This window comes from Aeromonas sp. NJAU223 (assembly GCF_051125555.1).
Lineage (GTDB): Bacteria > Pseudomonadota > Gammaproteobacteria > Enterobacterales > Aeromonadaceae > Aeromonas > Aeromonas veronii_G.
The window spans coordinates 1,257,282-1,281,515 of sequence record NZ_CP144204.1 but is presented as its reverse complement, the minus strand read 5'-3'; the positions used below and the strand labels follow the sequence as shown (position 1 = coordinate 1,281,515).

Here is a 24,234-nt window from a genome sequence, read left to right as displayed (position 1 = left end):
TATGATATCTGGCATTCTTGCGTCCCCCGGTATCGCATTCGGCAAGGCGCTTCTTCTGAAAGAAGATGAAATCGTTATCAATCAGGGCAAGATTTCTGTTGACCAGATTGACGCCGAAATCAACCGCTTCCTCGAAGCCCGCACCAAGTCAGCCGCACAGCTGGAAGCCATCAAGGTGATGGCCGGTCGCACCTTCGGTGAAGAAAAAGAGGCCATCTTCGAAGGCCACATCATGCTGCTCGAAGACGAGGAGCTCGAAGGGGATATCAGATCCTTCATCAAAGACAACAAGGCATCCGCCGACAAAGCCATCTACGAGGTGATCGAGCAGTACGCCAAGATGATGGCCGAGCTGGATGACCCCTATCTGCGTGAGCGCGCCACCGACTTCCGTGACATCGGTACCCGTCTGGTGAAGAACGTGCTCGGCATCGCCGTTGTCAACCTGAGCACCATCGACGAAGAGGTCATCCTGGTCGCCAAAGACCTGACCCCGTCCGAAACCGCTCAGATCAACCTGAAATACGTGCTGGGTTTCGTTACCGACATCGGTGGCCGTACCTCTCACACCTCCATCATGGCCCGCTCCCTGGAGCTGCCGGCCATCGTGGGGACAAACGATATCACCGAGCGCGTCAAGAATGGTGACGTGCTGGTACTGGATGCGATCAACAATCAGATCGTCCTCAACCCGACCGCCGAACAACTGGCCAAGTTCAAAGAGCTGCAGGCCCAGTTCCAGGCAGAGAAAGATGAGCTGGCCAAGCTGAAAGACTTGCCCGCCATCACCCTGGACGGTCACCAGGTCGAGGTGTGCGCCAACATCGGTACCGTCAAGGATACCGAAGGCGCCATCCGCAACGGCGCCGAAGGCGTGGGTCTGTACCGCACCGAGTTCCTGTTCATGGACCGTGATGCGCTGCCGACCGAAGACGAGCAGTTCAAGGCCTACAAAGAAGTGGCAGAGGCCATGCCGGATCAGCCGATCATCGTCCGTACCATGGACATCGGCGGCGACAAAGAACTGCCCTACATGAATTTCCCGAAAGAGATGAACCCTTTCCTGGGCTGGCGTGCCGTGCGGATCTTCTTCGATCGCGCCGACATCATGAACGCCCAGCTGCGGGCCATCCTGCGTGCCTCTGCCTTCGGCAAGCTGCGCATCATGTTCCCGATGATCATCTCCGTCGAAGAGTTCCGCAGCCTGAAGGCCACCGTGGAGACGCTCAAAGCCGAACTGCGCGCCGAAGGCAAAGCCTTTGATGAATCCATCGAAGTGGGTATCATGATCGAGACCCCGGCTGCAGCCGTGATGGCACATCATCTGGCCAAGGAAGTGGATTTCTTCAGTATCGGTACCAACGACCTGACCCAGTACACCCTGGCCGTCGACCGTGGTAACGAGATGATTTCCGCCATGTACAACCCGCTGTCACCTTCCGTCCTGACCCTGATCAAGATGGTCATCGACGCTTCCCATGACAATGGAAAGTGGACAGGTATGTGCGGCGAACTGGCCGGTGACGAACGCGCCACCTTGCTGCTGCTGGGTATGGGTCTGGATGAGTTCTCCATGAGCGCCATCTCTGTACCGCGTATCAAGAAGCTTATCCGTAACACCAACTTCGAAGATGTGAAGGCAATGGCAGACCAGGCCCTGAGCTATGCGACCGCCGCCGAAATCGAAGCCTGTGTAGATAACTTTATTAAGCAGAAGGCAGTCTGCTAAGATCGCTGCAAACAGCGACAATCATCTCTAGGAGCTTTTACTATGGGTCTGTTTGATAAACTGAAGAAACTGGTTTCCGATGACAGCTCTGACACCGGTGGCATCGAGATCTTTGCCCCCCTGTCAGGTGAAATCGTACCGATCGAAGACGTGCCCGATGTGGTCTTCGCCGAGAAGATCGTTGGCGATGGCATCGCCATCAAGCCGGCTGGCAACAAGATGGTCGCGCCGTGCGACGGCACCATCGGCAAGATCTTCGAGACCAACCACGCGTTCTCTCTGGAATCCGACTCTGGTATCGAGCTGTTCGTTCACTTCGGTATCGACACCGTTGAGCTGAAAGGCGAAGGCTTCACCCGTATCGCCCAGGAAGGTCAGCAGGTCAAGCGCGGTGACACCATCATCGAATTCGATCTGGCCGTACTGGAAGCCAAAGCCAAGTCTACCCTGACGCCTGTGGTCATCTCCAACATGGATGAGATCAAAGAGCTGATCAAGATGACTGGCGCCGTGACCGTCGGTGAGACCCCGGTGATCCGCATCAAGAAGTAATGCGATCCTGGCCTCGCGCCAGTGACTGCAACAAAAAACCGAAGCCCTGGGCTTCGGTTTTTTTATGGTCCCGTGTCAGAGACCATCAACCATGTCAGCATAGATATCCACCCATCCGGCAACTGACCGCAGCAACACACCGCAAAACAAAAATACCCAATAAAAAACCCTGCCAGATCTTCATCCGGCAGGGTTGTGATGGCCGTCACCGCCGAGTCAGGGCAGGCATATCCGGCTCTCACCGCCGCCCAGGGCCTCGACCCTCACCTGCACACCGATGCGCTCCACCAGGGTCTGTACATGGGAGATGACGCCGATCTGGCGCCCCGCCGCCTGCAGGGAGTCGAGGCTGGAGAGCGCGAGATCCAGGCTGTCCGGATCCAGGGTACCGAACCCTTCGTCGATAAACAGTGATTCGACCTGGGTCTGGCGTGACGAGAGGCTGGAGAGGGCCAGCGCCAGCGCCAGCGACACCAGGAAGCTCTCGCCACCGGAGAGGGAGTCCACCGAGCGCACCTCATCCCCCATGTCGAGATCCACCACCTGCAACGCCAGATCCGTGCCGGGTACCCGCTCCAGCCGATAGCGGGGAGAGAGCTCGGCGAGCTGGGCATTGGCCTCCAGCAACAAACGCTCAAGGGTCAGGCTCTGGGCGAAGGTGCGCAGTTTGGCGCCGCTGGCGGAGCCGATGAGATCGCTGAGCTGCTGCCAGTGATCCGCCACCCCTTGCTGGCGCGCCAGCGCCGCTTGCAGGCTGCCCGCCTGCGCCTGCGCCGCCTCGGCCTGGGCCTGGGTGCTCTTGCACTGGAACAACTGCTCCTCCAGCTCGCGGCAACGGGCTTCGCTGATGATCAGGGATTGGCCGAGCGCCTCGACGGAGAGAGCGCAGAGCTCGCCGTGATGTTCGCGATAACGCTCGAGCTTGGCCTCCTCCTGCGCCTGCGCTCGCTGGCGTTCACCGAGTCGGGTGCGCGCCTCGGCCAGGGCCTCGTCCAGTTGCTGCAGGGCCGCACGTCGCCCCTTGAGATCCTCGGCGGAGAGAGCCAGCAGACGGCGCAATTCGTACTCGGCGATGCCGAGGTTGCTGGCATGGGCGGCCCAATGACCCAGCACCTCCCGCTGACGACGGCTGCTTATCTGCTTGTCCTGCTCCAGATGGGCCAGGCGAGTCTTGAGTTCGGTGTGTTTTTCCCGCAGGGCATGCAGAGCCTGGGTCGCTGCCTCCAGCTGATGGTTCAGCCCATGCAGCCGCTGCTGCCACTCCTCCTCCACCTCGGCTATGGGGCGCCCGGCAAGGCAGGCGTCTCGATTGGCGAGCAATCCTTGCCGCTGCAGCTCCCCTTCCTTGTAATCCCGTTCCAGCTTGTGCAGCAGTTCGTTCTGGCTCGCCGTCCGCGCCTCCTGTGCACTCAGCATGGGCGTCAGATTCGCCACCTCGGCGCCGAGCCGCTCCCGCTCCCTCTGTCCCTGCAGGCAGGCCTCACAACTCTCTTGCCACGCCTGCCAGCGAGCCCCTTCGGCCCAGGGACGCCAGGGCTCTGCTCCCATCTGCCGATCCAGCCTGGCCTCTCCCTGGACCAGTCGTTGGCGCAGGCCCGCCTCCTGCTCTTCCAGCCCCTTCAGTTCGGCCTCCCACTCGGCCTTCTGCCGCGCCTGCTCGTGCCAGCGCAGCTCAAAGGCCTGCAGGCGGGTACCGAGCTGGGCGAGCTGCTCCCGCAAGCCCGCCAGCGCCTGCTGTCCCTGCCGGGCCTGCTGCAACTGCTGCTCATACGCCGCCAGGCGCTGCTCCAGCGACTCTCCCTCTGTCAGCAGCCGGGCCTGCAATTCGGCCCATTCAGCCGGGCTCGGGTTAGGCGGCAACGACAGCCCCGACAGACGCTGCCCCCCGAGCTCGGCCCAGCGCTGGGCAAGTTGTTCGGATCTTGCCATCAGTTCAGGCCGTTGTTGCTGGCGGGCCGCCAGCTGGCGGGTCAGCTCGGCCTGCTCACTCCGCCCCTGGATATGCAAGTGATTGAGCTGCTCCCACTCCAGCGCCAGTTGACGGGCACGCTCCCCCTGCTGGGCCAGAATGCCCGCGACCTGGGGCTGGCTCTGGCGATAGGGATGGTCGGTTGAGCCGCAGAGCGGGCAGGGCATCTCATCTTGCAGCTCATGGCGATGCTGCTCGAAACTGGCCACGGCCCGGGCCTGCTCCAGCGCCAAGCGTGCCTCGTCGCGCTGGATGGCGAGGCGAGTCAGCACGGGCTCCCGCTCGTCATGCAGGGTTGCGAGACGGGCGAGCTGCTGTTCAAGCTGACTCAATTCCTGGCAGAGACGCTCCAACTGCTCGCTGTGGCTGCGCCCGCTTCGGGCCAGCTCCAGCAACTGATGCACCCGCGCCAGTTGCTGGGTATCGGCCTGGCGCTGCTCCTGCACGCTGGCGACTCTGACATCCCACTCCTCGGCCAGCCGTTGATCGTGCTGCTGTTGCAGCCGGATCTGCTCCTGCTGCCAATAGTCCCGCTCCTGCTGCCCCTGCTCCAGATCGGCCTTCAACTCTCGCAGGGCCAGATCCCGCTGCTCATGGAGCTGACGCAGGCGCTGCAATTGTCCCTTGCCCTCTGCCCAGTCCTGCATGGCGGCCAGCAGGGGTTGCCACTGGGGCGCCAGCGGGATCAGCGTCTTGCGCTCATCGAGCCTGTTAGCCCAGCGCTGGCGGCTCTCTTCCAGTGCCTGCACCTGCTCGCGCTGCTGCTGGCACTCCTGCTGCAACGCAACTTGCAGGGCCCGGGCCTGGGTGCCCTGCTGCTTGATCTCCTGCAGCAGGTCGGCTTTTTCCCTGATCCGGGTGTCGAGATCCTGAGCCCGTTTGAGTTCGGGCTGCATGGCCCCCCATTCGCGCTCAGTCGCACTCTTTTGTGCCAACAGTTGTTGCTCATGCAGCACGGCCTGCTGCTGCGCCTGTTCAACCTGGATCAACTCAGGCCCCAACTGGCCAATGAGCAGTGCTTGCTGCTGCAATTCACGTTCAAGACGCGCCAACTCGTCATGGTCGGCACGCGCCACCTGGGCCTGTTCGGCGCGGGTGAACTCTTCTCGCAAGGGGGCCGCCTCACGGTGGGCCAGCTCGGCGGCGGCCAGTTCAGTCTGGCCGGCCTGGCAAGCCTGACTCAACGCCGCGATACGCTCGCCCAGATCGCGAAAATCCTGCAGCAACTGCTGCTGCTGGCGCTCGTGCTTTAGTTCGGTGGCAAGGCTCTGTTGGCGAGCGACCCACTCCTCGCGGGTCGTCTCGTCCATCAGGGGCACATCGCCGAGGCGCTGTGCCAGTGTGGCCAACGCCTGCTGCTCGGCCCGGGCCCGCTCATGGGTCTGGATGGAGATGGCGGAGTAGAGCTCGGTACCGGTCATGCGTTCCAAGAGTGCTGAGCGCTCGTCCGCGCTCGATTTGAGGAAGGCGGCAAACTCCCCCTGGGGCAGGATCACCGCCCGGCGAAACTGCTCCCAGGAGAGGCCCACCAGCTCGTCGATGCGATCCTGCAGCTCCCGCTTGCTGCCGGAGAAGACCTGGCCGCTCTCGACATCGGTCAGGCTGCGCTCCTGAGCCTGGAAACGCCCTTCAGCGCGGTTGCGGGCACGGCGCACTGCCCAGCGAGCCAGGTAGCGGCGGCCGTCACAGCCACGAAACTGCACCTCGGCAAAGCCGCTGGCATGACCGCGGCTGAGGATGTTTTTAACATCATTGGCTGTTAGTTTTTCTTTTTCGTCCTCATCTGCTCGGCCAATTTTTTCAACATTCTTGCGATTGGCGATAAAACGCGGCATCTCGTCATAGAGGGCAAGGCAGATGGCATCGAGCAGGGTGCTCTTGCCCGCGCCCGTGTTGCCGGTGATGGCAAACAGGCCGGCGGCGCCGAGGGCCCCCCGGTTGAAATCGATGGCGAACTGGCCGGTCAGGCTGGCGAGGTTCTCGCCAGAAAGGGAAAGGATCTTCATGCGTTCACGCCTCCATCCATGGCAAGCCGATGTCGCGCATGCTCTTGCCCCCATCAGCCCGCGTGTTGCCGGTGATGGCAAACAGGCCGGCGGCGCCGAGGGCCCCCCGGCTGAAGTCGATGGTGAACTGACCGGTCAGGCTGGCGAGGTTCTCGCCAGAAAGGGAAAGGATCTTCATGCCTGCTCCTCCTTCACCTGCACCAGGATCTCTTCAAACGAGGCCACTAGTTCGGGAGAGGGTTCCCCCTCGAACTGACGCTGATAACAGAGCCTGAACACCTCGGTGGGGGAGATCTCGTCCAGCCTGCGTCGACTCACCCCGTCGGCAAGCCCCTGGCCGGAACCCTGATAGCGGGTGCTGATACGGGCCAGACGCACCGGCTTGCCCGCCATGGCCGCCAATACGCGCTCGCGGATCCGGGCCTCGGGTTTGGGCAGCAGCAGTCGCACCTCGAGGAAGGGTTGGGCCTCTGCGGGCAATGGGGGCACCTCGAGCGCGGCGATGGCGTCAAGCGCCTCATCGAGGGCGCTCTCCGGCAGCCGGATCATCTCCACCGCACGGGGCACGGGGATCCGCTCCAGCCCGGCCAGCTTGCCCTCCTCCAGCGTCACCTCCAGCACCTGATGGTTGTAATTCGCCTCGGCGAGAGACAACGGCAGCGGCGAGCCGCTGTAGTGCACCCCGGGCGCCGGGCTCTGGGCCAGATGCAGATGCCCCAGAGCCGTGTAATCGGCCAGGGCGAAGATGTCGGCGGGCAGGGCGTGCTGGTTGCCGCCGAGTACCCGCCGCTCGGAGAGCTCGGAGAGCTGGCCCGCCGCCAGATAGGCGTGACCCATGGCGATGAGCCCCTGGCCCGGCTCACAGCGCGCCCGGCCGGCATCCAGCACGGCGGCATAAACCTGGCGAACCCCTTCTATCAGTCTGTCCTGCCCCTCTTCCAGGCATTCGACCCGCAGATCGCTGCTGCGCAGGAACGGCACGGCGGCGCACCAGGCGGCAACCTTGCCCGTCTTGTCTTGCAGCGGCACCAGCAGACGTTCGGTTTCGAGCCGCCCCTCGGCGTCCCGGCTGATGCTGCCCACCAGGTGCAGATCGAAGGCACGCAGCAGCTCGTGGGGGGCATCCAGCTTGGAGGGAGAGTCGTGATTGCCACCGATGAGCACCATGTTGAGATGGGGCAGCTCGGCGCGCAGCCGCGCCAGGAAGCGATAGAGCTGTTGCCAGGCGCTGGCGGGAGGGTTGGCGGTGTCGAACAGATCGCCGGCCACCAGCAGGGCGTCTATCTGCCGCGTCTTGATGGTATCGGCCAGCCAGTCGAGGAAGGCATCGTGTTCGAAACGGCGCTCATGGCCATGGAGTTGATGGCCAAGGTGCCAATCGGCTGTGTGCAGGATCTTCATGAGAAAGCGGCTCGGATAAAGAGGGAGGTAGTCACGCTACCCTGTGCAGACAGGATGCGGACAGCGCTCCCTTTTTTCAAGCAAGACAGCCCGCTAAATCAGGGCACTAGCCTCGGTGTCAGAGGGCCGGACAAGACATCTTGTACTGCAGATGGCCCGTCAGGGGATCGGACACCTCATCACCGATGACGAAGCCATGGCGGCGATAGAAGCGCACCGCCGGCTCGTTTTCCACGAATACCCGGGTATGCAGCTCCCGCCCCTGAGCCCTCACCTCCTGCAGCAAGGCATGGCCCACCCCTCGCCCCTGACGGTCGGGGCGCACGAAGAGGGCGGCCAGGAAATCCTCCACCAATGCCGTGAAACCGAGCAGATCACCCCGTTCTTCAAACACCCAGATACGGGCATGATCGAGGTAGCGGGTGCGCAAGTCCTCCTGAGCCTGCCACCAGCAGGAAGCGTCGACGAAATCATGGGCCTGCAAGGAGGCCAGCAGCCAGATTTCGACGATCTCTTCCATGTCTTCCGGCCGACTCAGTCTCAACATTTTTTTATCCTTGTTAACAAGCTGAACACATGCAGTCTAGGGGAGTTTCCTGCTGATTTTGGGGAGCAATATGGTGCCCTGTGAGCATGATCATCCTTTATTTAGCGAGAATGATTGGCTGATCACAAAGCGCCTCTCTAGTACAATGCCGGCCGGACAATCTATGAGACCGAGGACGCCATGTGGTTTAAAAACCTGCAGATTTATCGCTTTACCCGCCCCTTCGAGCTGACCGCAGAGCAGCTGGAAACCCAGCTTGAGGCCTGCGCTTTCACCCCCTGTGGCAGCCAGGACATCTCTCGCTTCGGCTGGGTCAAGCCCCTCGGCAAATTCGGTTCCACCTTGACCCACGCGGCCGCTGGCCACCTGCTCATCTGCGCTCGCAAGGAAGAGAAGATGCTGCCGGGTACCGTGGTCAAGGAGATGCTGGCGGAGAAGGTCGAGGCTATCGAGTTCGAACAGGGTCGTGCCCTCAAGAAGAAGGAGAAGGAGGCGCTGAAGGAGGAGATCATGCATACCCTGCTGCCCCGCGCCTTCAGCCGCACCAGCCAGACCTTCGCCTGGATCAACCCCGCCGACAACCTGATGGTGGTGGATGCGGGCTCCGCCAAGAAGGCGGACGATCTGCTGGCGCTGCTGCGCAAATCCATCGGCACCCTGCCGGTGGTGCCGGTGGCCCTCAAGAATCCGCCCGAGATCACCATGACCGAGTGGCTCAACGAAGGCAACCTGCCCGCCAGCTTCACCCTGGAGGACGAGGCCGAGCTGCGCAGCGCCATGGAACACGGTGGCATCATCCGCTGCAAGCAGCAGGATCTGATGAGCGACGAGATCAAGAACCACCTGGCCAACGACAAGCTGGTGACCAAGCTGGCCCTGAACTGGGGCGAGACCCTGAGCTTCGTGCTGGGGGACGATCTCTCCATCAAGCGGCTGAAGTTCAGCGAAGAGTTGCGTGAGCAGAATGACGATGTCACCAGCGAGGATCCCGCCGCCCGTCTGGATGCCGACTTCGCCCTGGTGACCGCGGAGCTCGCCCAGTTCATCCCGGCGCTGTTCGCCGCCCTGGGTGGGGAAGAGCAATCCATCTGAGAACGCCGCCCTGACGACAGGATCTAGCGTAAAAAAACCGCCAGCTGGCGGTTTTTTCATGTCTCGTCGGCCTTCGCCGCACTAGAGGGCTCCGCGCTCCTGCAACAGCCCGTGCAGCCGCTCTGCCAGGGTTCGGTAGCCCTGCTCGTTGAAGTGCACCGCATCGGATTTGAGGGCCGGGCTGCGCAGCAACTCACCGATGCTCTCGTTGTCCAGCACCAGCCGATACTGATCCGCCAGTTCCCCGTAGAGGGGCGCCCCATCGGCGAACAGGGACTTGCGAGGCACCCCCACCAGCAGCAACTGGGCGCCGCTGCCTTGTACCATCTCTATCATGGCGGCGAGATTGGCCTTGAGGGCCCCCTCCCCGCTGCCCCGCAGGATGTCGTTGCCCCCCTCCAGCAGGATGACCAGCGCCGGCCTGTGCTCGGCCAGCAAGGCGGGCAGCCTGGCCCTGCCCGCCTCACTGAGCTCCCCCGAGACGCCGGCGTTGATGACGGGGTGACCGCTCAGTGTCGCCAGCACGCTGGGGTAACTCTGGGCCGGGTTGACTCCGCGTCCCTCGGTCAGGCTGTCGCCGAAGGCCAGAATGGTTTCTCCTGCGCCCAAAGGCCTGAACTCGGACTCACCACACCCGACCAGCAGCAGACAGAGCAAGCCCATCACGGCATTTCTCATTCTTCCCCCTTGGAACCTGGCATTCAATCATTGATAGATTTGTAACCATATGAGCAGAAAGACAATCTTTCAATAGTGTTCAAGTTGTGACAGATTTCGATGGTTGAACAAGAAACCGACAAGGAGAGTGTCATGTCCCTCAAGCCCCTCGGCCTGCTGGTAGCCCTTGGCCTGCTCGCAGGTTGCGCCCCCCAGAGTGCCTTCCACTATGTGCCCCCCTCCCAGACCCTGATCGCCCCCGAGGCGGCCAGCGGCTGGACCGACAAGCCCGGCTGGCAGGGCCACGACTTCATGGTGGCCGCCGCCAACCCGCTGGCGGTGGATGCGGGCTACCAGATCGTCAAGGCCGGTGGCAGCGCCGTCGATGCCGCCATCGCGGTGCAGCTGGTGCTGACCCTGGTGGAGCCGCAATCTTCCGGCATCGGGGGCGGCTCCTTGCTGCTGGTGTGGGACGGTCAACAGGTCATGGCGGTGGATGGCCGGGAGACGGCGCCGGCGGCGGCCACGGATCAACTGTTCATGAAGGACGGCAAGCCCATGGCCTTCTACGACGGTGTGGTGGGGGGACGCTCCGTCGGCGTACCGGGCACGGTGCGCGCCCTGGCGATGGCCCATCATCGCTATGGCAAGCTGCCCTGGACCAGCCTGTTTGAACCCGCCATCACGCTCGCAGAGCAGGGGTTTGTCATCAGCCCGCGTCTCGCCACCCTGATTGCCAAGGATCCCTATCTCGCGCGCGACCCCGAGGCCCGCGCCTACTTCTATCAACCGGATGGTTCCCCCAAGCCCGCCGGCACCAGGCTGACCAACCCGGCCCTGGCCAAGGTACTGAAGACCCTGGCCAATGAGGGGGCCGATGCCTTCTACCGGGGGCCGCTCGCCGACGCCATGGTGGCCAAGGTACAGCGGCACCCCACCAATCCGGGCGTGCTGGCGGCGACGGATCTCGCCAGTTACAGCGCCAAACTGCGGGACGGCCTCTGTTTTGATTATCGCCAGCGCGAGATCTGCGGCTTCCCCACCCCCTCGTCCGGCACCATCGCCCTCGGCCAGATCTTCGGCATGCTGGAGAGCCGGGACATGGCGGCCCTCAAGCCGGTGACCGGGCCTGACGGCAAACTCGCCGCCTCCGCCGAGGCCATCCACCTCTACAGCGAGGCGGCGCGACTCGCCTTTGCCGACCGCAATCAATATGTGGCCGACGGCGACGTCGTCTCCGTACTGGTGGCGGGCATGCTGGACAAAGGCTATCTCGCCGAGCGGGGCAGCCTCATCGGGCCGCGCTCCATGGGAGTGGCCAAACCCGGCAACCCGCCCCAGGCGCTCGCCCGTGGCCGGGATGCCACCCCGGAACTTCCCTCCACCAGCCATGTCTCCATCGTCGACAAGGCGGGGATGGCCATCTCCATGACCAGCTCCATCGAGGATGGCTTCGGCGCCAGGTTGATGGTGAACGGTTACCTGCTCAACAACCAACTCACCGACTTCTCCTTCACCTCGGTGGATGCGGCCGGCCTGCCGGTGGCGAACCGGGTAGAGCCCGGCAAGCGCCCCCGTTCCTCCATGTCCCCCCTGCTGGTGTTTGACAAGCAAAACGGGGAGCTTGAGATGAGCCTCGGTTCGCCAGGAGGCTCCGCCATCATCAACTACGTGGGCAAGGCGCTGCTGGGCACCCAGGACTGGGGACTCAATCTGCAGCAAGCCATCGACTTGCCGAACTTTGGCAGCCGCAACGGCCCCACCGAGCTGGAGCAGGGGCGAACCCCCGCCACCGTCATCGAGGGGCTCAAGGCCAGAGGGCACGAGGTGGTGCTAAACGAGCAGACCTCGGGACTGCAGGGGGTGGAGCGCAACGCCAGCGGCTGGTTTGGCGCCGCCGATCCCCGGCGCGAAGGGGTCGCCAGGGGCGAGTAACGACTCGCATATAACGTGGTCTTTCCATCACGACGAAGGCGGCCTGGGGCCGCCTTTCTATTTAGCACGACAACTCATCACCGATTGATTAAATCTGCCAAGGGAAGAAGAAAAGACACCATTTCTCTCCATAATAATTATATTTATGCGCCTTTTATCTCAATTTACGTCTTAAACTTGGATAAGTGTTGTTCCAAAAAGATAAATACATTATTTTTCAATAGAAACGGCAACTGTTGTCCCCCAGTTTCCTGCTTGCTGCGGCCAACACTGTCTCTTTCGCCCCCTGCTCATTGACAGCTGCCCTCTTCGCCACCAAGCGATCTGGTAGCCCCTGACTGCCATTAGCGAGGTGACGACATGGACCACTCACTCCCCCTTATCACGACCCTGGTTGGCGGCCTGGTGCTGGCCTATATCTTCGGCATGCTGGCAAGCCGCCTGCGCATTTCCCCCATGGTGGGCTATCTTGCCGCCGGAGTCATATGCGGCCCGTTCACCCCGGGTTATGTCGCCGATCTGCAGCTCGCACCCGAGCTCGCCGAGATCGGGGTCATCTTGCTGATGTTCGGGGTCGGCCTGCACTTTTCCGTGAAAGATCTGCTCTCCGTCAAACACATAGCCATCCCGGGCGCCATCGTCCAGATAACGCTCGCGACCCTGCTCGGCCTCGGCCTCTCCCAGTTGCTCGGCTGGAGCATCACCGCCGGGGTGGTATTCGGTCTGGCCCTCTCCACCGCCAGCACGGTAGTGCTGCTGCGGGCCCTGGAGAGCCGGGGCCAGGTTGATACCAACGAGGGGCGCATCGCCATCGGCTGGCTCATCGTCGAGGATCTGGTGATGGTGCTGGCGCTGGTGCTGCTCCCCATCCTCGCCAACCTGCAACAGGGGGACGAGAGCCTGACCCTGGGTCATGTGCTGCGGGATATCGGTTTTACCCTGGCCAAGGTGGCCACCTTCATCGCACTGATGGCCATCGGCGGTCGACGTCTCATCCCCTGGCTGCTGGCCCGCACCGCCGCCACCGGCTCCCGCGAACTGTTCACCCTGGCCGTGCTCTCCTGCTCTCTTGGCATCGCCTTCGGTGCGGTCAAGCTGTTCGGGGTCTCCTTCGCCCTCGGCGCCTTCTTCGCCGGAGTGGTAATGAACAGCTCCCACCTCAGCCACAAGGCCGCCAACGATACCCTGCCATTGCAGGATGCCTTCGCCGTGCTTTTCTTCGTCTCCGTGGGCATGCTGTTCGACCCTACCATCTTGCTGCGCGAGCCCTTGGCAGTGCTGGCGACCATCTTCGTCATCGTCTTCGGCAAGTCGGTGGCCGCCTTCGCCATCGTGCGACTGTTTGGCCACAGCCAGCGCACGGCGCTGACCATCTCCGCCAGCCTGGCCCAGGTGGGGGAGTTCTCCTTCATCCTGATGGGACTCGGGGTCATGCTGGAACTGGTGCCGGACGTCGCCCGTGATCTGGTGCTGGTCGGGGCCTGCTTCTCCATCATGCTCAACCCCCTGGTATTCAACCAGGCCGAGCGCTGGCTAAAGCGCAGTCCGGAGCCACACGAGGTTCCTCCTCAGTGCGCCCTGCAGGGACATGTCGTGGTGGTGGGGGCCGAGGCCATCGGCAGCCATCTCATTCGGCAGTTGCACGAGCAAGGGCGGGAGATGGTGGTGATCGACACGGAAGAGCGACTGCTGGAGCCCTGGCGCGCACAGGGGATCACCTGCCTCACCGGTCATCCTATCCAGCAGGATCTGTTGTCGGTGGCCCTGCCCAATGCCAGCTGGTTACTGATCACCCTGGAAGACAGCCTGCTAGCAGGTGAAATCGCTGCTGCGGCTCGGGAACAGGGTGCCTTGCTGCGCATTGCCGCCTGTGGCCAGCAAGCCGAAGAGGTGCATCATCTGCGGGTACGCGGGGTACATCAGGTCGTGCAGCAGGAAGAGGAGGCCGCGCGCCGCCTCTGTCAACTGGCGACTCAGCCGACCTGATCCCTCTCTATGCAGGCCATGCCAGCATGACATGAACCATGAATACAATCGCCCGGGTCAATAACCCGGGCGATTTACATGGTGGCAGGCACATCCTCCATGGGGTTACAGCAGATCGTGCTTGTCCAGCAGCCGATAGAGGGTCGCGCGGGAGATATCGAGCTGACGAGCGACCTCTTCCAGTTGATCCGGGAAACGTGCCAGGGTCTGCTGCAGGGCCTGGCGCTCTGCCGCCTCCCGCACCGCCTTGAGAGAACCATCCAGCAGCAGGGAGTCCATATTGGTCAACTCCATGTCGTGGGCCTCGATATAGGGGCCGGAGCACATGACGGCTGCCCGCTGCACCCGGTTGCGCAGCTCCCTCACATTGCCCGGCCAGCCGTAAGACTGCATGGCCTGGCGCGCCTTGTGGGTGAAACTCAGCACCCGCCCACCGCGCACCTCGGCCAGAATGTCATCAGCCAGCAGCTGGATGTCTTCGGTTCGCTCGCGCAGGGCGGGGGTGCGCAACCTCACCACGTTGAGCCGGTAGTAGAGATCCATGCGAAAGCCGCCATTGGCGACCGCCTGCTCCACATCGATATTGGTGGCGGCAATGACCCTGACATCGACATTGCGAGACAAGTGGCTGCCCACCGCCTCTATGCTCTGCTCCTGCAAGAAGCGCAGCAGGGTGGCTTGATCCTCCAGCGGCAACTCACCTATCTCGTCCAGAAACAGCGTGCCGCCATCGGCCGCCTCTATTTTGCCTATCTTGCGGCTCTGGGCACCGGTGAAGGCCCCCTTCACATGGCCGAACAACTCGGACTGGATCAGCTGATGGGACATGGCGCCACAATTGACGGCGACGAAGGGGCTCTCTTCCCCGAAGGTGCTGTAGTGCAGCTCCCTGGCGACCAGCTCCTTGCCGGTACCGCTCGGCCCCGTCACCAGCACCGGCAGGCGACAATGCTGCAAACGCATGATCTGATCCCGAAGCTCCCGGATGGGGGAGCTCTCCCCTTGAATGAAGCGCAACTGTGCCGGCAACTTGGGCCGATGACGCCGGATAAGCTGCGCCATTCCCAGCGCATGCCCCAGGCTGTGGGCGAGCCTGTCCGGCTCGAGGGGAAAGGTGTGAAAGTCATGGAAGCAGGCGGCAAGCAGATTGCGCAGCGGCTCGCTCGCCAGGCAGTCCCGATGGATCAAGCCAATCCACAGGCTGCTGGCATGATCGGCAATCAGGCTGTGCAGCGCCTCGTGCTGATCCGGTTCTATCGCCACCAGCACCAGCGGATAGTCATGCTCCTTCAGTTTTTTCTCTGCCACCGCCAGGGAGGCCGCCCGCTCGATTCGCCACTCCCCCTCCACCAACAGGCTTTCCAGCACGGCGCATGAGTTGATGAGTAACAATGCCGTTTCGGTCATATGGGAACCTCCACGATGTGCCTTAAAAACGAGAGAGCCGGAACATGATGCATCAGGGCTCACTCTTTTTATTCTCGGAGACATATTAACGCTTTCAAATGACGCCAATCTCCCATCGCCAGACGATGTTAACTATAACTCATCCCATTTATAGACTAATAGCACCACAATAATGAGAACGTCATTTTATGAGTGAGAACGAATAAAACCATTGATAAACAGTGTGTTAATGACTGGTATAGAAATTCGTCTCAACACTGAGACTTGATTACAATGAAGGCAATTAAAAAACAGTTAAAAATCAAATGATTATATTTTGGCACATCCATTGCTCTCTCTGATTTGCCCAAGTGGCAAATGGAGAAAAAGCATGAAGATTTATATTGCAGTGGCACTGTATTCCCTTTCGGTATTGGCAAGCCAGGCCAGAGCGGAAAACCGCGTGGATCTGGGCTCGCAAGCATTGAGCAATATCCGGGGCGCCATGGGCGTCAATATGGTTTCCGGTGACAACAACCAGCAAGGCAACCTTGCCGCCATCGCCATCTCCGGTCCGGCAGTCATTCAATTTAGCCAGCAAAATCAATCTACTACCAATCTCACCGGCCACCAGAGCGTGGCCATTCTGGGGTCGGCTCTCAGCCACAACCAAGGACTCGTCGGCATCAATCAAGGTGCTGGTGAGGCCAATCAACAGCTCAACGCCTTCGCCCTCTCCCTCAATGACGACAGCGGTATCGGGGTGGTGACCGACATCAACCTCAGCACCAGCGTCGCGACCTCTCCCACTGGCAAAGGTTCAGCACCAAGCACCACCAGCATCTATCTGGATGACAACGCCCTGACGGGCACCAAAGGGGTCATCCAGGTGAACCAGGTCACGGGACAAGGAAACCAGGCAGTCAACATGGTCTCCTTGCCTCTGGCAGGCGCAGTAACGGTATCACCATGATGCCGCAAGGATTGGAAACCGGATCTGGTGACAGAGGATTGGCCGCTGGAACCGTCTTCCACAGAAAGTTCAATGGAGAGACTCATTATGCGTGGACTTATCTATAGCTCATTAGCCGCAGCGGTCGTCATGGCAATGTCGGGCACCGCATACGCCGAATATCGCGGTGACAGAGATGAGACAGGGGCAACCTTGACCAAGAAGGTCAAGGCAGAAGTCGATGTGGAATATGAAGGCAGGGTCAATGTTGGTGGCTACATCAATGTCAACAAGCTTGGCATGGCGGTCGTGGACAACCAGCAATCCAGCACCATGATCGGCACTGCCAACACCCGAACCGACAACACCAGCAAGATTAACGGTTCCTTCAAAGATGCATCCGGTAACGTCGGCGCCAACGTCGCGGCCGGTGACTCCAACGTCCAAGGCAACAGTGCAGCCTTGGCCGCCTACGACCAGGTCGATGCCGACGCTGAATTTGTCATGGGACGAAGTCAGCAACACGGAACCGCGGGTGGTTCCTCAGATGCCGAGATCTTCTCCGACCAAAGCGCCAACCACAACTGGACCAGTAATCAGGGACATCAGAACAAGGCAAGTGTCGGCGATGGTGCCTTCAAGGATGCCGCAGGCAACATCGGGGTCAACGTGACTTCAGGCTCTGGTAACGTGCAGGCCAACAACATGGCAGCCTCCGTTTCCACCGGCAACATGGCTGTCGCAACCGTCGCCAACAGCCAGAGCGTCTCCCAGAACCTGACCGAGAACAAGAGCCTCAGCGCCACCAAGACCGTGGACTACAACCCGATCTACCTCAAGCTCAAAGCTGATGGTGACTACAAGGGAACCAGCAAGCAGTCCAACGACGTCTATCCGGAAATCTGGCAAAGTGGGGATCACCCGGGTGGTGGCAATATGTGGGGCCACATCGACTACGACAATGAAGGTAAAAACGACGGCAAGTTCGAGTTCAAGGAAGAGGGGGATATCAAGCTCAGTGGTTATGCCACCGGCTACATCCCCGTGGTCAACACCTACACCAGTCGTGAGACCTTCAACCACGCCACTATCGATGGCGGCTCCTTCAACGGTGCCGTGGGTAACATCGGGGTGAACGTCTCTTCTGGCAGCAACAACCTGCAAGCGAACAATCTCTCGCTGGCTGCCGGATTTGCCAAATAACACACTGCATGGGGGCCTTGGTGCCCCCTTTTTCCAGGGATAAGGAGAGACAGATGCGCTGGCTACTGCTGTTGCTGTTTTGCCCCATGGCCTGGACCGCCACCCTGCCCATGGGAGAGCACCTCTCGGGATTGGGGGATCTCAACAAACCAGTACAGAGCCTGCTGGAGCGCAAGTACGCAAATATAGAGCGCCAGCATACGGATTTCAGCTGCGGCGCTGCCGCCGTCGCCACCATATTGCGTTACTCCTACGGTCAGGCAACCAACGAACGTTGGGTGATGGATGGCATGATGGCCATGGCCGACCCGGCGCTGGTCAAACGCTACGGGTTTTCCATGCTCGACATGAAGCAATATGTACAGATGCTCGGCATGCGCGCCCGGGGCTATCGCCTGAGCGATGCCAAACTACGTGAAGTGAGAGTGCCCACCATAGTGCTGCTCAATATTCGTGGCTATCAGCACTTCGCCGTGCTGCGCGCCATCGACCGGCATGATCGCGTCTACCTGGCCGATCCAGCCCTCGGCAATCGTGTCATCACGTTCAAAGAATTCAAAGATAGCTGGAACGGGATCCTCCTGGCCGTCATCGGCTCCGGTTACCGCGCGGATGCCCCTCTGGCCAATCCCGCCCCGCCACTTTCTGTCAGGGGCAAGGATGGACTCTTTGCCCCCCTCAACGAAACATCCTTGCTGGAATTCGGTTTCCAGTCCAAAGAGCTAATGTGAGGTCAACATGAACACCCGACCCGCTCTATGCCTCATCTGTAGCCTAGGTGGTGTTGCCTGCCCACTCATGGCCGCCTCTGACCCATTGGCGCTGCTGTCAGATCAGTTCGCGCCCGAGATGGCAGACGGCGAGCTGGCCAGTCAGCGGGGTCGCTATGTCACCCCTCGCGGGATCAGCTATTTCGGCATCGAATTTATTTCGACCCTGACCACGGTCCAGGCCCAGCAGACGGCAGCCATGAATCTGGCCCTGAGTGTGGTGCAGAATCAACCCAAGCTCGACATCCGGATCAAGGATGACGTCAAGACGGTGACCAGCCCCCCCGAGAACGCCCCCATCCAGGGTTCGGGACTGGTGCAGGTGATGCAATTGGAAGGGGCCGGTAACAGCTCAGTCAACCAGGCCGGTATTGCACTGACAGCCCCCGTCATGACAGGGCAAACCGTCGCGATCGGCAGTTACGAGAGCCAAGGCAGTCTGGGCACCTCCAGTTATCGGGTTTCCGGCAATTATGCAGGGCTGCAGCTAAACTCGTCCGATGGACGAGTCCAATTGGAACAGAGCCTGAGAGGGACCGACTTCAGCCGAGGCCTGTTGCAACTCAACCGAGTCAAGGGTGATGGTTTTCAAACGCTGAATCAGACCAGGATCTGGCTCTCCCGTTAGCCCTGATGCATCCAGTGGACTTGTGTAATAGAAGGACAATAAACAACAAGGATGTGATGCGATGAAACAGTCTACCGTGCTGTTGCTTGCGCTGGCCCCAATCACCTGCTGGGGCGCAACCGCAGAGGAAGAAGCCCTACAACAACAGCTGGACCAGTTGCGTCAGCAACTGATCCAGCAGAATCAGGCACTCCATCAGTTACAGGCCCGACTGGAAGCAGTCAAGGCTGCCGGCGCCACGAACACCACGGCAGCCGCCACAGGCGCTGTCGCTGGCGCCACCGCAGCCACCGCAGCCACCGCCCCACAAGATTCGGCGACTCGCCGCACCCCGGAAGCAGGCCGCAGTACCGAAGACCTGATGCTGGAGCAGCACAACGTCTTCGACCGGGCCTTGACTCTGGATTTCGGCCTATCCTACCAGCATTACAATCGCAAGGATCTCGCCTTGCGTGGCTTCCTGGCGCTGGATGCCATCTTCCTCGGGGAGATCAATCTGGACAGGGTACGCTCCGATCAATGGACCGCGGATCTCGTTACCCGCTACACCCTCAACGATCGCTGGCAGTTGGAGCTCGCCATCCCCTATCTGTATCGCAACACCAACTATCAAAGCACCGGCAAGGAGAACTCCAGCCGGGACTTTGAGGAGCAGAGCGTGAGTGATGGTGGCCTCGGCGATCTCAGCATGGCCGTCTATTATCGCGTCCTGGCCGAGGATGAAAACTGGCCGGATCTGGTGTGGAACTTGAGAGCCAAGGCCCCCACGGGCAAGGATCCCTACGGGATTGAATTCAACACCTCGGCATCGGGCAACCTCAATACGCCCAAAGAGCTCGCCACCGGCAACGGACTCTGGGAACTGTCCACGGGTTTCTCCCTGGTCAGAACGCTGGATCCCGCCATCCTGTTTGCCAACTTCAACTATGGTCATAGCCTCAAGCAAGACTTTGACGACATCTCCTATCTGCCGGGCAACCAACCTGGCAGCATCCAGCTCGGTGACTGGTATGAATACGGACTCGGGGTAGCTTTTGCGCTGAACGAGCGCTTCAGCCTCTCCTTCAACATCAATCAACGCATCACGCGGGAATCCGAACAGGGCAGCGAAGGCTTCGACATGGAAAAAGTCACGGGGACGGATGCCAATGCCGCCAGCTTCGGCATGGGCTCGACCTGGGCCATCACCGACAACCTCTCCATGGCGGTGAACTGGTCTGCCGGTCTCACCACGGACGCGCCGGACTACAGCATTGGGCTGCGCTTCCCCTATCGCTTCTGATAGGCAGCGGCCAGTACTCAACCACCACCAGGCTGTCGAGCCTGCCAACAACCCCCATGGCGCTCGACAAACAGGTCAAACAGAGAGGGAGGCATATCGCCTCCCCCTGTCTATCGATGCAAATCATCCCTGAGCAACCTCGACCTACAGCAAGATGCACTCCGGCCAGCGGGTATTCAATCTCCCTCAATAGAGACCGCTCAAAGCATGGGACTCGTTGAAGGCGCATTGCCGATTCAGCCATTCCCCGTCACCCGCAATCGATTGTCGTCAGCTAGCCCCAGTCTTCAGGTGTGCCCAGCCAATCAGCCAATCAGCCAATCAGCCAATCAGCCAATCAGCCAATCAGCCAATCAGCCAATCATACCCTCCCGCTTAAACCCCCAAGCGATCCCGCAGGGTATACCAGGCGGCACCGGCCGCGGTGAAGGGGATGCGGAACAGGCGCCCTCCCGGGAAGGGGTAGTGAGGGAGTTTGGCAAAAGCATCGAACCGTTCCGCCTGACCACTCAATACCTCGGAGAGCAACTTGCCCGCCAGATGGGTACAGGTCACTCCGTGGCCGCTGTAACCCTGCATGTAGTAGATGTTGTGGCCGATACGGCCGAACTGGGGCAACCGTGACAGGGTCAGCAGGAAGTTGCCGGTCCAGGTGTACTCCACCTTGACGTCTGCAAGCTGAGGGAAGGTCTTGAGCATCTTGGGGATGATCAGCCGCTCGATATCCGCCGGATCCCGCGCCCCGTAGACCACGCCGCCGCCGTACAGCAGGCGATGATCCCCGGTGGTGCGATAGTAGTCGAGCAGGTAGTTGCAATCCTCCAGGCAGTAGTTTTGTGGCAGCAGGGAGCGGGCCCGTTCCTCCCCCAGCACCTCGGTGGCGATCACCTGGGTGCCGCAAGGCATGCTCTTGCCCGCCAACTCGGGCACCAGGTTGCCGAGGTAGGCATTGCCCGCCACCACCACGAAGCGCGCTTTCACCGCCCCCTTGGCGGTCTTCACCAGAGCGGGCTGGCCCGGGGTAATGGCCGTCACGGCGGATTGCTCGAAAATCTTGCCCCCCTGGATGCGGATGGCTTCCGCCTCCCCCAGTGCCAGATTGAGGGGATGGATATGGCCGCCCCGCTTGTCGAGCAGGCCACCGACGTAGCGATCGCTCGCCACCACCTCGCGCACCCCCTCTGCATCGAGCAGCGTCAACTCCTCGTTGCCCCAACGCTGCCAGCGATCGTGCTGGGCCTTGAGCTCATGAAGCTGTTTCTCGCTCTCGGCGACAAAGACGCCCCCCTGCTGCAGATCGCACTGGATGTTGTAGCGCTTGATCCGCTCGCGGATGATGTCCCCCCCCTCAAACAACATGGAGCCGAGCAGCTTCGCCTGATCCGGCGGGCAATTCGCTTCTATGGTGTCGATGTCACGGCTGTAGGAGTTGACTATCTGGCCGCCGTTGCGACCGCTGGCGCCAAAGCCGACACGGGCCGCCTCCAGCACCACCACCGAATAGCCTTTCTCCACCAGGTGCAACGCGCTGGATAGGCCGGTGTAACCCGCGCCTATGATGCAGACATCGCACTCGAGCTGCTCGGTCAGGGTCGGATAGGGGGTATGTTGATTGGCACTGGCGGTGTAGTAACTGTTTACATGTTCGGTCATGATCCTTGCTTCCTTACCGGTTCTTTTCCAAATCAGAGGCATCAAAACATTAAAAACTGGCCGGGGTATGGGCGCTGACGATGCGGCAGGTCTCCCCGGACGGGTTGCTGAAACTGTGGGGCTCGCCGGTGTCGATGACGTAGCTGTCTCCGGCGCTGAGGCTGTAGCTCTGCCCGCCCAGGGTCAGAACCACCGACCCTTCCAGCACGGTTCCCACCTCCTCCCCCAGATGCTTGACCTGACCCCCTGTGCCCGTACCCGGGGCATAGGTCTCCAGCATGAAACCGAGTTGGCGCCGGTTGTTGCCGTTGTGCACCAGCCTCATGGAGACCCCCTGACTGCCCAGCTCGATGAGCTGATCAGGCTTGATCACCACGCTCGGGCTGCGTCCTTCCTCTTCGGCGAAAAAGCGCGACAGGGGCAGCTCATAGACACTCAGCAGCTTTTGCAGGGAAGCCACCGAGGGGCTCACCTTGTTCTGCTCTATCATGCAAATGGCACCGTGGGTCAGGCCACTCAGCTCGGCGGCACGCCGCTGGGAAAGCCCGAGCCGGCGGCGGGTGGCGGCGAGCCGCTCTCCCATGCTCGACTCACCTCTTTCCTCGACCCGCTTGTCGTGCCCAGTTTCTGCGTCTTGCGGGGCAAGGGGATTGTCCGTCATGGCCTGCCATCTGGCCTCTCCGTGTGACTGCTGCATCGCCCACCTCCCTGTGTGCCGATCGAGTGCGCTGTTATCTGGTTAAAATAGTGGACCAACTCCGTCCCGGTGTTCGTTATCCTTCACAGGCCAAGCTGTTCATTATTTTGCACAGCCGTTTCGATAAAAACCGGTAGAATCGTCCTGACAGCTCCATTTCTAGCATGCCACGTCCGATTTACTCAAATATATTTAACACTTGAAAAACATTTCAGCTCAATTTATGGTCGTTGTGTGCTTATTATTCTATACGGTGGCACCTGGGACGAGTCGGCCACCTGAACCCACAATCGAGGCTTCTTATGTCAGCATCACAACCCGTTCATCCCTTGCTCAAGTCTCTTGCCTATATAGGTGGCCGCTGGTGCGAGGCCCAAGATGGTCGCCAGTTCGAGGTGCTGAACCCGGCCAACGGTCAGCTCATCACCCGGGTACCGGACATGAACGAAGCGGATACCCGTCGTGCCATCGAGGCGGCGCACCAGGCGCAGGCCCCCTGGGCGGCCCTCACCGCCAAGGAACGCAGTGCCAGGCTATATGCCTGGTTCGAGCTCATCATGGCCAATCAGGACGAGCTCGCCCGCCTCATGACCGCCGAACAGGGCAAACCGCTGGCCGAGGCCAAAGGCGAGGTCGCCTACGGCGCCAGCTTCATCCAGTGGTTCGCGGAAGAGGGCAAGCGCGCCTATGGTCGCACCATCCCCGGTTTCTCCGGGGACAGACGCCTGGCCACCATCAAGCAACCGGTGGGCGTGGTCGCCGCCATCACCCCCTGGAACTTCCCCATCGCCATGATCACCCGCAAGGCGGGGCCGGCGCTCGCGGCCGGTTGCACCATCGTCATCAAACCCGCCGCCGAGACCCCACTCTGCGCCCTGGCCCTGGCGGCACTGGCGGAAGCGGCAGGGATCCCGGCCGGGGTCATCAACATCGTCACCTCCCATCAGGCCTCGGCGGTGGGTAATGAGCTGTGCGCCAACCCCAGGGTGCGCAAGCTCTCCTTCACCGGCTCCACCCGCATCGGCAAGTTGCTGATGCGCCAGTGTGCCGACACCATGAAGCGCCTCTCCCTGGAACTCGGTGGCAACGCCCCCTTCATCGTGTTTGACGATGCGGATCTCGACGCTGCCGTCACCGGGGCGCTGGCTTCCAAGTACCGCAACGCGGGCCAGACCTGCGTCTGCGCCAACCGTATCCTGGTGCAAGCCAGCGTCTATGATGCCTTCGCCGACAAATTGGCCGCCGCCGTGCGGGCCTTCAAGGTGGGGGATGGTCTGGGCGAGGGCGTGCAGATCGGCCCCCTCATCAACCCGGCCGCCGTCGACAAGGTGGCCAGCCTGGTCAAGCAGGCCGAGGCCGCCGGCGCCAAGGTGCTGGTCGGTGGCGAACCCCACGGCGCCGGCCCGCTCTTCTACAGTCCCACCATCCTGACCGAGGTGGCCAAGGGCAACCCCATTCTGGCTGAGGAGATCTTCGGGCCCGTGGCCCCCCTGGTGCGCTTCGAGACCGAGGCCGAGGCCATCGCGCTCGCCAACGACACCCCCTACGGGCTGGCCGCCTACTTCTATGGCCGGGACATCGCCCGGGTATGGCGGGTAGCCGAGCAGCTGGAGTACGGCATGGTGGGCATCAACGAGGGGATCATCTCCACCGAGCTGGCCCCCTTTGGCGGGATCAAGGAGTCGGGGCTCGGCCGGGAAGGGGCCGCCGAGGGGCTGGAAGAGTATCTCGAGACCAAGTATCTCTGCTTTGGCGGCATTCGCTGAGGCCGGTGCGGGGCAAAGGCATC

The 24,234-nt window shown here is 61.3% G+C and carries 18 protein-coding genes and 1 pseudogene; 11 read left to right on the top strand and 8 right to left on the bottom strand.

All coding sequences use genetic code 11. The features are described from left to right. The first annotated feature begins 1 nt into the window (after nucleotide 1). Both ptsI and crr read left to right on the top strand, forming a co-directional pair. Nucleotides 2-1,729 carry a phosphoenolpyruvate-protein phosphotransferase PtsI gene (gene ptsI, locus VZC39_RS05975; RefSeq protein ID WP_349921512.1) on the top strand — a complete coding sequence of 576 codons (1,728 nt, stop codon included), beginning with the start codon at nucleotides 2-4 and terminating at the stop codon, nucleotides 1,727-1,729. 42 nt (nucleotides 1,730-1,771) lie between these two features. After that, nucleotides 1,772-2,281, top strand: a complete 510-nt coding sequence (gene crr / locus VZC39_RS05970; protein WP_042061931.1) for a PTS glucose transporter subunit IIA — start codon at nucleotides 1,772-1,774, stop codon at nucleotides 2,279-2,281. A gap of 216 nt (nucleotides 2,282-2,497) precedes the next feature. Here crr and VZC39_RS05965 read toward each other — a convergent pair whose 3' ends face one another. The 4 genes and pseudogenes from VZC39_RS05965 to VZC39_RS05950 all read right to left on the bottom strand — a co-directional run bounded on the left by VZC39_RS05965 (nucleotide 2,498) and on the right by VZC39_RS05950 (nucleotide 8,204). Continuing rightward, complete coding sequence (locus VZC39_RS05965; RefSeq protein ID WP_434666561.1) at nucleotides 2,498-6,256, bottom strand: AAA family ATPase; 3,759 nt, start codon at nucleotides 6,254-6,256, stop codon at nucleotides 2,498-2,500. A 40-nt stretch (nucleotides 6,257-6,296) separates the two neighbouring features. Beyond that, nucleotides 6,297-6,434 (bottom strand): annotated as a pseudogene (locus VZC39_RS05960) (exonuclease SbcC); the annotation flags it as partial. Then, nucleotides 6,431-7,657 carry an exonuclease SbcCD subunit D C-terminal domain-containing protein gene (locus VZC39_RS05955; RefSeq protein ID WP_434666558.1) on the bottom strand — a complete coding sequence of 409 codons (1,227 nt, stop codon included), beginning with the start codon at nucleotides 7,655-7,657 and terminating at the stop codon, nucleotides 6,431-6,433. The pseudogene VZC39_RS05960 and the gene VZC39_RS05955, both read right to left, overlap by 4 nt. 118 nt (nucleotides 7,658-7,775) lie before the next feature. Further along, complete coding sequence (locus VZC39_RS05950) at nucleotides 7,776-8,204, bottom strand: GNAT family N-acetyltransferase (RefSeq protein ID WP_349921508.1); 429 nt, start codon at nucleotides 8,202-8,204, stop codon at nucleotides 7,776-7,778. Nucleotides 8,205-8,384: 180 nt separating this feature from the next. Between VZC39_RS05950 and rdgC the strand changes: the two genes are divergently transcribed. Next, nucleotides 8,385-9,296, top strand: coding sequence for a recombination-associated protein RdgC (rdgC, locus tag VZC39_RS05945; RefSeq protein WP_349921507.1), 912 nt, complete (start codon nucleotides 8,385-8,387; stop codon nucleotides 9,294-9,296). Nucleotides 9,297-9,377: 81 nt separating this feature from the next. Here rdgC and VZC39_RS05940 read toward each other — a convergent pair whose 3' ends face one another. After that, a complete protein-coding gene (locus tag VZC39_RS05940; protein WP_434666555.1) occupies nucleotides 9,378-9,974 on the bottom strand; it encodes a GDSL-type esterase/lipase family protein in 597 nt (198 codons plus the stop codon). 132 nt (nucleotides 9,975-10,106) lie between these two features. Here VZC39_RS05940 and ggt point away from each other — a divergent pair, with 132 nt between their 5' ends. Continuing rightward, nucleotides 10,107-11,888: a gamma-glutamyltransferase gene (ggt, locus tag VZC39_RS05935; RefSeq protein ID WP_434666552.1), complete on the top strand. Its 1,782-nt coding sequence runs from the start codon at nucleotides 10,107-10,109 to the stop codon at nucleotides 11,886-11,888. A 360-nt stretch (nucleotides 11,889-12,248) separates the two neighbouring features. Further along, nucleotides 12,249-13,874, top strand: a complete 1,626-nt coding sequence (ybaL, locus tag VZC39_RS05930) for a YbaL family putative K(+) efflux transporter (protein ID WP_434666549.1) — start codon at nucleotides 12,249-12,251, stop codon at nucleotides 13,872-13,874. Between the two features lie 105 nt (nucleotides 13,875-13,979). Here ybaL and VZC39_RS05925 read toward each other — a convergent pair whose 3' ends face one another. Beyond that, nucleotides 13,980-15,281, bottom strand: a complete 1,302-nt coding sequence (locus VZC39_RS05925) for a sigma-54 dependent transcriptional regulator (RefSeq protein WP_349921504.1) — start codon at nucleotides 15,279-15,281, stop codon at nucleotides 13,980-13,982. Nucleotides 15,282-15,651: 370 nt separating this feature from the next. Here VZC39_RS05925 and VZC39_RS05920 point away from each other — a divergent pair, with 370 nt between their 5' ends. From VZC39_RS05920 to VZC39_RS05900, 5 genes are all read left to right on the top strand, one after another. Continuing rightward, nucleotides 15,652-16,233 carry a hypothetical protein gene (locus VZC39_RS05920; RefSeq protein ID WP_434666544.1) on the top strand — a complete coding sequence of 194 codons (582 nt, stop codon included), beginning with the start codon at nucleotides 15,652-15,654 and terminating at the stop codon, nucleotides 16,231-16,233. Nucleotides 16,234-16,425: 192 nt separating this feature from the next. After that, nucleotides 16,426-17,415 carry a hypothetical protein gene (locus VZC39_RS05915; protein WP_434666542.1) on the top strand — a complete coding sequence of 330 codons (990 nt, stop codon included), beginning with the start codon at nucleotides 16,426-16,428 and terminating at the stop codon, nucleotides 17,413-17,415. Between the two features lie 53 nt (nucleotides 17,416-17,468). Continuing rightward, complete coding sequence (locus tag VZC39_RS05910; protein ID WP_434666540.1) at nucleotides 17,469-18,146, top strand: C39 family peptidase; 678 nt, start codon at nucleotides 17,469-17,471, stop codon at nucleotides 18,144-18,146. Between the two features lie 67 nt (nucleotides 18,147-18,213). Beyond that, the gene (locus VZC39_RS05905; protein ID WP_434666539.1) at nucleotides 18,214-18,813 is read left to right on the top strand and encodes a hypothetical protein; all 600 of its coding nucleotides are present in this window, start codon (nucleotides 18,214-18,216) and stop codon (nucleotides 18,811-18,813) included. Between the two features lie 61 nt (nucleotides 18,814-18,874). Next, complete coding sequence (locus VZC39_RS05900; RefSeq protein ID WP_434666536.1) at nucleotides 18,875-20,095, top strand: transporter; 1,221 nt, start codon at nucleotides 18,875-18,877, stop codon at nucleotides 20,093-20,095. 375 nt (nucleotides 20,096-20,470) lie between these two features. Here VZC39_RS05900 and VZC39_RS05895 read toward each other — a convergent pair whose 3' ends face one another. Further along, a complete protein-coding gene (locus VZC39_RS05895; RefSeq protein ID WP_434666533.1) occupies nucleotides 20,471-21,748 on the bottom strand; it encodes an NAD(P)/FAD-dependent oxidoreductase in 1,278 nt (425 codons plus the stop codon). A gap of 49 nt (nucleotides 21,749-21,797) precedes the next feature. After that, nucleotides 21,798-22,445, bottom strand: a complete 648-nt coding sequence (gene puuR / locus VZC39_RS05890; protein WP_434666531.1) for an HTH-type transcriptional regulator PuuR — start codon at nucleotides 22,443-22,445, stop codon at nucleotides 21,798-21,800. A gap of 302 nt (nucleotides 22,446-22,747) precedes the next feature. Between puuR and VZC39_RS05885 the strand changes: the two genes are divergently transcribed. After that, the gene (locus tag VZC39_RS05885) at nucleotides 22,748-24,211 is read left to right on the top strand and encodes an NAD-dependent succinate-semialdehyde dehydrogenase (protein WP_434666529.1); all 1,464 of its coding nucleotides are present in this window, start codon (nucleotides 22,748-22,750) and stop codon (nucleotides 24,209-24,211) included. The last annotated feature ends 23 nt before the right edge of the window (nucleotides 24,212-24,234 follow it).